A 10,064-nucleotide genomic window follows, 5' to 3' on the forward strand; every position below is an offset into this window, starting at 1 on the left:
GATTGCGGCCGTGGTGCTGATTCTGGCCTTCATGATCCGATTGTTATGACGTTGTTGCAGGGATCGGGCTTTGCCGGGTATTAAGGTTGTACCTGCCTGACAGGATTGTCTGAATGCCGCACAAGTTCAATGACGCCCGCCGCCATATGCTCCCGAGGCAGCGGCATCGGGTGACGAACTGGACGGAATACAATGGGTTTTGTTGCAACGGCTGATTGGAAGCGCAAAGAAGGCTGGTCCGAGGCCAATTATGCGGCAAGAATTGCGAACTGTTCGGCCAGGGACGGATTCGGATTGAAGGCGTATCTCGCCTGTCGCTTGCGCATCATGTGGACCATCTCGATGCCGGACAGGATGATCGCGGCTGATGCCTGTGATTTGAAGCCAAGCATTGGCCGGACGCGGCGCTTGATGCGCCGATGATCCTGCTCGATCCGGTTATTCAGGTATTTATCCTTGCGGATTTCGATCGGCTTCAGCCGGCGTCGGGAGCGATCTTGCAAGCGATTTGTGGTGTCACAGGAAACGATAGCCTCGTGGTTGGTCTGGCTACCATCGATAACAACGCGGTCGGGCCGGCCATGACGTGCCAGCGCTTTCCTGAAGAACCGCTTGGCCGCTAATAGATCACGCTGCTCGCTGAACCAGAATTCGACCGTATCGCCGACACTGTCGATAGCGCGATAAAGGTACATCCACTGGCCGCGGACCTTGATGTAAGTTTCGTCGATATGCCATCTGCCGGTCACGCTACGCTTGCGTCGGTTGAAACACTCCAGCAATAGCGGTGCGTAGCGGACGGTCCAGCGGTGAATGGTCGTGTGGTCGACGGCAATGCCTCGCTCAGCCATCATCTCTTCCAGATCACGCAGGCTCAGACTGTAGGCCAGGTACCAGCGCACGCACAGCAGGATCACTGACTGGTCGAACTGGCGGCCCTTGAACATTCAATCCTCCAAAATGTCAGAGGCTCTCCTTGCCACAGTGCCGGTATTCAAAACGTTGCAACACAACCACCGCGCGCGGCCCTTGTGCAAGCCCGGATCTATGTTCGACCGCTACATTACTTCATGCATCTGCCAGAATCTGCTGGCTTCGGGCAATTTCGAGGCGAAGGACCGCGAACTTGAATCGCTGACCAAAAGCCCGATAAGCAAGGGCCCGTATAGGCTTGTATATGCTAATCCAAACGAGGCTGTGCCGTCGTTGCCCGTTCGTATTCACCTTGCACTTACCCCGCGAAAATATGCCCGCGCGGCGGTGCTCTGGAGCTACTACATATCCGCGCGCCTTTATCGCCCCCGCGAGGCGAAGGAAAACGTGATTTTAGGCTTGGCCCGCCATATGCGAAGCCGATTTGGCGACGAGATCATTCCAGATGAAGTCAGCGCAGCGATACCTGCGACAATGGGTGGTGTCGCCGGGCCCGCGTCCGAAAAAATATCTTCTTACGTCTGACTGCTAGTAAGTGCTTTCGTTCGCCGGCTGTACGTCAAGCTATTGGGCTTGGTTGACTGGCGTAATTTCGCTCCAGCTTCTTCCCTGGGGCGGAAGCCCGGCACGACAGCGTCGACGCCTTCACCGTCGACGTTCGCGGCGGATCAAAGATACCGCTGTGAGCCTCCCAGCGCATCACGCGTCACGAGAGATAACACTCGACGTTTCTCCAGGCTCCTGGAGCGTCTGCTTGGCAGGCGCAACTAAGCGCTCTCTATGGCTGACTTGGAGCGAAACTCCGCCAATGGTAACGTTTGACAATCCCGCTTAATAGAGGCGCTTAATGGTGGATGCTAAGTAGCAGATGAGGGTGCGTTGCGCCGCCGGCATGACCCGGTAGCTTTCTGCCAGTCAGATCTATTTGGTAGAGTGGTCGGCCGCCCGTAAAAATATGAGGGGATTTTTGCCGTGACTCGAGAACAGATGATCACCCATATCCGTGAAGCCAATGATGTTGCCCGCGCCACCGCTGCCCATGGTCATCATCCATTCGGTGCGGTGCTGGTCGGGCCTGACGACGAGGTTCTCATGCGCCAAGGCAACATCGATACGGTGCATCATGCGGAGAGCGAACTTGCGCGGCGAGCGGCGGCGGCCTATTCGCCAGAATTTCTCTGGACCTGCACGTTGGTATCAACCGGCGAGCCCTGTGCGATGTGCACAGGCACACTTTACTGGGCGAATATAGGCCAGCTTGTCTACGGCTATGAGGAGACCAAACTCCTCGCACTGACTGGCGACCATCCCGAAAACCCCACGATGAGCCTTCCCTCCCGCACGGTGCTTGCCTCCGGCCAGAAGGAGATCGAAGTACTCGGTCCCTTCCCCGAGATCGAGGACGAGCTGCTTGCGCCTCACCGCGATTTTTGGAAGCGCTGACGCGGCCGTCGCTCCGGCGGAGGCTCCGCAGCGAGTACCCGGGCGTGTCCGTCTAGCGACGAATATTCGTTCGGCTTCCCGATCGGTCATCCTGATCAATCGACAGGTGGCTACTAGGACCTGTTTAGTTCGCCTGCGAAAGTCTCACAAAGTTGCCGCCGCCACGCCCGTGCGGATGATACGCGCGTCGAGTTCCTGCAGGCGCCGGGCAGGCCCGGCATTGCTCGGTTGAAGGGCTATAGCCTCGACAAGCATGTCGCGCGCGGTCGCCAACTCGCCGTCGCGTATGTGTCGATTGGCCCGGTGGTAGAGGTAGTTGACCCGCTGCACGGGCGAGAACTCCTTGAGGAACCGCTCGCAAAGCCTGTCGGCCCAGGCGGGATGACGCGCAATCGCGGTGAGCGCGGTCTGATAGGGCCGCATGGGTGCGTCGACCCGGACCGCGCGGGCGAGCGAGCGCAGGCCAGGCACATTGTCTGCCCGGCAGGCTTCTATAAGGGCCAGCCCGCGTGCCGTTCCGGCGAAGGCCCGGACAGTGCCGTGGCCTGTCATGTGCACCGGGACGAGCCGCGTCCGCTCTTGCAACGCCGCGATCCGCTCCGCGTGCTCGCGATCGACGGCATGGAACGGATCATGGAAAACATAGGCGCGGCCAGCAGCGTGCTGAGGCGCGACCTCCATGTCTTCATGAAGGGAGGGCGAGAAGTGGCGCGTGAAGCGGCCGTCGAAGGGGACCGCCCTGGGATCGATTGAGATCTGCGGACAGAAGGCAATCGCGACATCGGCATCGAAGAGCCGGCGATAGCGGAGCGTCGCGTAGCCACCCTGGGAGTGGCCATAGAGGATGCGTTCGCTTGCCTGCCGCAGGATCGGCGCTGCCGCGACGCTGGCCTTCGCCATGCTCGCCACTGGGAACCAGTTGGGGCGCCGGCTGATGAAACCGAGAGCGGTGATGTCCGCCTTCTCGCAAAACCGCTGCCCCCAGAAGCGGCTGCCGTTTGCCTGCATCTCCATTTCGTTGAAGGTCACGAGAACATAGGGCGACGATCCCGCCCTGTGAAATACCTCTAGGTTTTCGTCTGAATAGATGAGCAAGTCCAGTTCCCGGATGTTGGAAATACTCTGGCAATACGGATCGCCGCTTCACTATATTTGCACCTGCGCAAAGCTTGCCCCGCTCAAGGCACTACTGACCGCGGCGCCTCGGTTCTGGCCGGTGCGACGGCCAATGCTCCCGCAGGGCTCAACCGGCCGCAACGCCACAGGCTATATGACTTCTCAGTGTCCCAATCGTAGTAGTAGGCTGCCGTCAGCCGCCCTTCGTCCATCAATTGCTGAAAGACTGTGCGCACGGCCCGCACAGCATCTTCCCGCTTTTGGTCGTCGACGGGGCAGTCGCGTGCGGTATTCGCAATCCCCCATTCCGTCACCCAGCAGGGTCGGCCATCACTGTCGGTCCGGCAAAAATCGAGGATGCGCTTCACCTGCTCCGCAAGCGCCTGCGCTGGTTTCTGTCCTGGATAGACGTGAATACCGTAGGCATCGACAAGGCTGTCGATGCCCCGCTTGCGCAGCAGCGCAATGACTTCATGCGGATCGAGGCGCTCCATGCCTCTCTTGTCAGCCCAGCCCGCACTCAGGTCGGACAGGCCGGCCGAAACGATGCCGGCGTCGCTGCTGTGAACGGTACGCCGCACCTCCTCGCGGGTGATCTTCACGGCCTCCAGATATTTGTCGAGCCCCTGCTCGAAGGCCACCCTGCCCGCGAGATCGGCGATGCTGCGTGGGGTCTGTTCGCCGGGACGACGATAGACAAGGAGATCGCCATTGTAGGCACTGAAATTGATCTCGTTTCCGGGTTCGATCGCCTCCAGCCGAATGCCCAAGGCATCGATACGGCCGAGTGCGTCGCGCAATCCCATGCGGTACCGGTCGAGATCGAGTTCCGAGAGCCGGTGGACATCCCAGATGCGGCCGAAGCCGGCCCGGGGACGAGCCTTCTCGGGATAGAAGCTCTTGTTGGTAAGCTGGACCTCGAGAAGGATCCGTATGCCCAGGCGATTTGCAATCTCAAGGGCCTCGATGCTCTTGTCGACTGGCCGCGACAGCGAAAGACGGGCATGGGTGATGCCGTTCGCYGTCATCTCCCCGAGCACCCTTTCCTGGTCGCTTCGCGGCAACCAGGCGAGGTTCATGCGGTTGATCCCGATGCGGGCACCTTGCGTCTCGCCGGCATCGGCAGCCGGCACTGGTGTGTTGCCACAGACAGCCAGCAGCATGCCAAACAGAAGTCTGGCCGCCGCCGTCCTCTTGATATTGAAACTAGAGGCCCACATGGCCGAGTGCGCTGCGGAAATTAGCTTCGCAGGCCGAGTACCGATCGGTTACAGCCTGCGTATCGATCTTGGAAAGGAAGTTGGCGAGATAGGCCTTCTTGTCGGCCTCGCGGTTCCACGTCGCCGCTTCCATGTAGGGGAAGCCGACAAATTCCAGCATCTCACGCATGCGGTCGTCTACAGCAATCATGAGCGCCGGCACGCCGGCCTGCATGCCGATGATGCAGCCATGGAACCGGCGGCCGAAGCAGAGTTCGCGGGTGGCGATCCAGTTTCGCCACTGGTTGGTGTCGAAGAAGACCACGAGCTCATGATCCCTCTGCCACTTTTCGGAATGCTTGTATGAGGTTGCCCCGGTAATGCGGCCGCTGGCTTTGTCATAGACGGGCGCGTGATCGTCGCCAGCCAAGGACAGATTATAGGCGATCACCTCGTCCTGTATGACATAGCTTGCGACGCTTGTCGGCTTCAGCAGCGCGTGCGCATCGACGATCGTATCGGCCACGCTGCCGAGATAGCCGCCGAAGGCGATTTTCTGCGCGTTCGCCAGATCAGGATCCGCGAGTGCCGCGAGCGATCGCTGCATCCCCGCCGGGTTGAAATAGAGCGACGGACAACCGGTCGGCTTTACAAACTTCATGCCTTGTTCCCTTAGGAACTCGGCGGTGAAATAGCCACGGGTGAGGAAGAAGGTCTCCTTGCGCTTGAGGACATCGAGGAACTTGAGGGTGCCGGCGGGCAGGTTCTCCTTGAGGCCTTCCTTGCGCTGGATGCCGATACCCATGACCACGACCGGCATCTTCAATTTCTCGAACACTTCCGCTTCCAGATCGGCGGAATAGCCAGGCCGCAAAAGGTTGGCCGAGGCGAAGACGCAGATGTCGAACTCCTGGTTCAGGCGCTCGTAGGCTTCCGCGGAATCACAGCTGCGGGCGAGGTGCCAGAACGGCACGTAGGTGACGTCATGCGCCTTCAGGCTGTAGGCCGCGCCCTCCCCGATCAGATAGTTGCCGGTGTTGGCGATCTTCCTGACCTGTTCGATCAGCTCCGCCTTGGTGCGGATGTCGTCGAAATAGGGCCTGTGGCGAACCTCCGCCCCGGACACGCTCGCCACGGTTCGCTGCAGATATGATGGGATGCCCGTAAGCAGAATGCGCATGATGTTCCCTGAAATTGTGCCTGAGAATGTGGGGCCGGCGGCGGCTAATGCCCAATGCCGATCTCGCGCAGCGCCGTGCGGAAATTGCGCTCACGATCGGAGTAGCGGTCGACCAGTTCGGACGCGTTGAGGCCGGGCAGATGATCGGCGACGAACTCGGCCCGGTTTTCGGCCTTGTCGAGATCGGTAGCGTCCACAGCCGGCAAGCCTGTGAAGCCCAGCATCTCACGCATGCGATCGTCCACTGCCACCATCAGGCTTGGCACCCCTGCCTGCATGGCAATGATCGAGCCGTGGAAACGCCGCCCGAAATTGAAGTCCATCGACGAGGCCCAGGCGCGCCATTGGTTCGTGTCGAAGAAGGTGCGCACTTCGAATGGACGCTTGAGCCGCTCGGTGCCCGGATAGGCGATATCGCCGATCATCATCCCGGAGGCTGTGTCGTAGACTCGCCCTTCGGCGTTCGGCTCAACCTTCATGTCGAAGTGCAGGAATTCGTCCTGGACGACATATTGGGGAACCGAATCCTGCGGCTCCAGGGCGTTGGCGTCGACGATCGCGTCGTGATTGGCGCCGAGGTAGCCCGAGAAGATGGTCCGCGCCTTGCCAATCTGCACGCCCGGCAGCTTCTTCAGCGCCCGGCGCATGTTGTCCGGCATGAAATAGACGGACGGACAGCCGGTCGGCCGGACATTGGAGAAGCCCTGGTCCTTCAGGAAACTGGTGGTTTCATGAYCGCGCGTCAGGAAATAGTGCTCCCGCTCCTTGAGAATGCCCAGCAGCCGCTTCGTGCCCTCCGGCAGTGCATTTTCGAGATCCTTGCGGTTCTGCTGGCCGATGCCAAGCATGACGATCGGCATCTTGAGCTTGCTCAGCACTTCCGCTTCGGCGTCGGCGGAGAGCCCCTTGCGCAACAGGTTTGCGCAGGTGAAGACGCAGATGTCGAAGTTGGAATTGAACTGCTCGAATCCATCCCCGTTTTGGCTGCAATTATAGAGATGCCAGAAGGGCACCTGCTTGGCATGCGGTGCGAGCGCACGCAAAGCACCCTCGCCGATCAGATAGTTGCCGGTGTTACTGATGTTTTTCAGTTCCTGGATGAACTCGTCCTTCGACTCCGGTTGCTTCTGCCGTTCCGAATAGGAGACGGCCAATCCATTGGCACCGCTTGCAAGGCRCGAATAGTGGCCAGGAATGCCCGTCACGAGGATCCTTGGACGCATACAACTAGACCTTTCTGCTTGATAGAACTGGTGGAAGCCGTTCAGCCGGCCGCCACGACCTCTGTGTCGGCCGTCTCGGGCCGGCGCATGACAACCGCACGCGACAGCGATGAATTGTTCACCGCGCCGTCGCACCAGCCGAGGAATTCCGAGAACGAGCTTGTCCACGACCGTCGTGCCGCCGAGTCGAGGCAGCCTTCCATGAGCGGAACGAGCTTGCGGCGATCGCGGGCGACCTCTTCGATGACCCCTGCCATCTGCCGCACCACCTGGGAATCGACATCGGCATCGATGAGGATGCCGTCTTCGCCATGGGTGATGAGTTCACCCACGGCGCCGACGCCGGTTGAGATGGGAACGCAGCCGAGCTGCTGCGCTTCGGCGATCATCAAGGGAGCGCCTTCCCAGCGCGATGGCATGACGAGCACGTCGGCCCAGCCCAGCGCCTTGATTAGCTCCTTGCTGGCAAAAACCGGGGGGTGCACGTCGACGCCGAGGTCCTTCAGCTGCTCCGTCCAGGAAACAGTGGAATCGGCGAGAATCTCGCCTCCGATCGCCCGTATGTCGACAGGAACGCGCGTGGCGTGCAGCTCAGCGATCGTGGCGGCCAGGCGGTCGATGCCCTTTTGCTGGTCGAACCGTCCCATATAGAGGAGCCGCAGCCGATCGTCCTTCCGCTCCCCCCTCCTTGCCGACACCACCTCGGCAAGCGCCTTGGGCGGCACCGAAAAACTCGCGCCATTGGCCACAGCGAAGACCTTTTCGAGGGGGACACCGAAACTGCGAAGGTAGATCTTGAGCTGCTCCGAGCACGTCAGAAACGCGTCGTAGCAATGCTCGTGGGCGATTGCCGCGAAGGGCTGGCCGGCCGGCCGTTTGAACGAGGTGTTGTCTACGACGTGAAGATAGCAGGCCGTGCGCGTTCCCTCCGAGMGCAGCCGTGCAATCAGCGGATGAACCGACATCACATGGTTGTTGATGACCAGGTCGAAACCCGAGAGCTGCCCCTTCAGAGCGCCCCAGTCGACCTCGTGGTGCTCGGCAATGAAGTCCTGGCCGAGGAACTGGCCCGAGCCTCCCCATGCCGGAATGCCCTCATTCCAGAAATGGATGTGATCGAAGCTCGCGTCGAACTCGTCAATGACGTCCATGCGCAGGGCGCCGAGCACGAAGAGATGGGTTTCGAAACCGGCCCTCTTCAGCTCGCGCGCGGCTGCATAGACCACCTTTTCGGCACCGCCGAACGACGCATTGGGCACGAGCAGCGCCGCTGTGCGCTTGCCGTCGCTGTGGCCAAGCGGCAGGACCGGCGATCCGCCGATCTCTTTTCGCAGTGATTTGTACAGGTCCGCGAAAGGCACAAGTCGTGCTGGCCGCCATGTCCAGCGTGCGCCGGCGGTCTGGCGCAGCGGGCTCGTGGCAATGGCGTTGACACAATTTATCATCACCTGCTGGGGCGTGATTTGCGACCGCCGCGGCCGACTCCGTGGGAACGGGAAACGCACCTTCAGGATGGCCGAAGTGGGCCAGACCTGCTGGTTGCCGATCGAGGAGAACCAGTCCAGCGCGTTGTTTTGGATCACATCGCAAACAAGCGACGTCGGAATGAAGATCAGGTCGGCAGACGCGGCCTGCGAGGCCCCCGACTCCAGGATCACCGGTTCGATCTTGCGCTGCGTCGCATCGTTGCCGAGCTGGACGAAGACGATGTTCGCCTTCTCGCTCAGGCGCTCCAAGTGGCAAAGCACGTTGGGCAGCATCCGCGACCGTCGCAAGAGGTCGAGCGTCGCGCCGCTACCTGCGATCAGGAAAGGCGGGAAGTGGACATTGTCAGGCTCGCCGATGCTCGCCCAGAAATCCGGGATGATGTCGTCGAGGCGAAGCATCTTCGGCGGCTTGGTGGGATCGGTGAAGAACGAGATAGCGGCATCTTCGGTCCGCGCGAAGAGATAGCGCGGGCATTCCTCGTGCTCGAACTCGACAAGCATCGGACGTTGGAACAATGCCTTGTGGCGCTTCCTAAGGAAGCTGACCGAAGTGGCACGCTCGCGATTGGCTTCCTTGAAGCGGCTTTCCGCCCGCAGCCGATACTCGAAGGTGGTATCATGCGAGGGGACGCCGACGAAGCCGTGCTCGATGCAGGAAAGCCAGAACTCCCAGTCCTCGAATCCGTTCTGCCGGTCGTCGTTGAAGCGTACGCCGGCCAGGAAGACGTCGATGGAGATCATCGAGCCGGTGTCGCAGATGTTGTCGGTGATGCAGTGGACAAGCCGTGAATAGCGGTTGCCGTAGTGCGCGCGCCAATTCACCGAGAAGGTGTCGATATTGGTGTAGACCCAGCCGCAACCGCTCGAGAGAAGTTGCTCGTACAGCGTTTCGATGGTACCCGGCAGAACCCTGTTGTCGGCATCCAGCAAGTAAAGCGCCTTGGCCTCCGGCAGGTTTTCCAGCACGTAGTCGATCGCGCGATTGCGCGCCCCGCCCGGTCCGGCGTTGGGGCCGAACACCACATGTATTTGAGGATGGCTGGCGGCATAAAGCAGCAAAAGGTCGAAAGCCTCGTGCCGTGGATCGCCGTCGACGGAGACGACAATGGCAATCCTGCAATTGGAAGCCGTCGAAGCCAGGACGGATTCCAGCGCTTCCAGCACCAGCGCGGCATGGCCGTACAGCGGCATCGCCACGGCAATCAAATCGTGCTTACCGGCCGACATTGATCGCCTCCCCCGACTGCTTGACCAGTCGGAAGCCCGATACCTTGAGCCAGGAGAAATCGACTGAACCGGTGACGGCTCGGCTCAGGATCATGAGATCCATGTGCGCACGCACCGGCTCGTCCATGTGCATGTTGATGTTGATCGACTGATTGGGGCCGACCTCGCGCCAGCCGCTGAAGAAGGCCGACGGCTTTGCCGAGCCCGTACGCAACAACTCCGCCACTTCGGATCGTGCGTTGGCATTTGCCGGGGC

At 60.6% G+C, this 10,064-nt stretch carries 9 protein-coding genes; 2 read left to right on the plus strand and 7 right to left on the minus strand.

The features are described 5' to 3' along the window. Window positions 1–248: 248 nt before the first annotated feature. Window positions 249–947, minus strand: coding sequence for an IS6 family transposase (locus AC1DUU_RS12945; protein WP_476783823.1), 699 nt, complete (start codon window positions 945–947; stop codon window positions 249–251). A gap of 100 nt (window positions 948–1,047) precedes the next feature. Between AC1DUU_RS12945 and AC1DUU_RS12950 the strand changes: the two genes are divergently transcribed. Continuing rightward, complete coding sequence (locus AC1DUU_RS12950; protein WP_476783824.1) at window positions 1,048–1,458, plus strand: hypothetical protein; 411 nt, start codon at window positions 1,048–1,050, stop codon at window positions 1,456–1,458. Window positions 1,459–1,905: 447 nt separating this feature from the next. Next, window positions 1,906–2,376 carry a nucleoside deaminase gene (locus AC1DUU_RS12955; RefSeq protein WP_476783825.1) on the plus strand — a complete coding sequence of 157 codons (471 nt, stop codon included), beginning with the start codon at window positions 1,906–1,908 and terminating at the stop codon, window positions 2,374–2,376. 144 nt (window positions 2,377–2,520) lie between these two features. On the opposite strand, the gene AC1DUU_RS12960 is transcribed toward AC1DUU_RS12955, so the two are convergent. The 6 genes from AC1DUU_RS12960 to AC1DUU_RS12985 form a co-directional block, all read right to left on the minus strand. Continuing rightward, window positions 2,521–3,471 (minus strand): alpha/beta hydrolase, encoded by a 951-nt coding sequence (locus AC1DUU_RS12960; RefSeq protein ID WP_476783826.1) that lies wholly within the window; start codon window positions 3,469–3,471, stop codon window positions 2,521–2,523. Window positions 3,472–3,554: 83 nt separating this feature from the next. After that, the gene (locus AC1DUU_RS12965) at window positions 3,555–4,655 is read right to left on the minus strand and encodes a glycoside hydrolase (RefSeq protein WP_476783827.1); all 1,101 of its coding nucleotides are present in this window, start codon (window positions 4,653–4,655) and stop codon (window positions 3,555–3,557) included. A gap of 43 nt (window positions 4,656–4,698) precedes the next feature. Continuing rightward, window positions 4,699–5,871: a polysaccharide pyruvyl transferase family protein gene (locus tag AC1DUU_RS12970; RefSeq protein WP_476783828.1), complete on the minus strand. Its 1,173-nt coding sequence runs from the start codon at window positions 5,869–5,871 to the stop codon at window positions 4,699–4,701. Between the two features lie 44 nt (window positions 5,872–5,915). Further along, window positions 5,916–7,094 (minus strand): polysaccharide pyruvyl transferase family protein, encoded by a 1,179-nt coding sequence (locus tag AC1DUU_RS12975; RefSeq protein ID WP_476783829.1) that lies wholly within the window; start codon window positions 7,092–7,094, stop codon window positions 5,916–5,918. A gap of 41 nt (window positions 7,095–7,135) precedes the next feature. Continuing rightward, the gene (locus tag AC1DUU_RS12980) at window positions 7,136–9,808 is read right to left on the minus strand and encodes a glycosyltransferase (protein ID WP_476783830.1); all 2,673 of its coding nucleotides are present in this window, start codon (window positions 9,806–9,808) and stop codon (window positions 7,136–7,138) included. After that, a partial coding sequence (locus AC1DUU_RS12985; protein ID WP_476783831.1) for a DUF6212 domain-containing protein occupies window positions 9,795–10,064 on the minus strand: 270 nt, incomplete at its 5' end. The genes AC1DUU_RS12980 and AC1DUU_RS12985, both read right to left, overlap by 14 nt.

The sequence above is a fragment of the Aminobacter sp. P4_H6_2 genome (genome assembly GCF_056400805.1).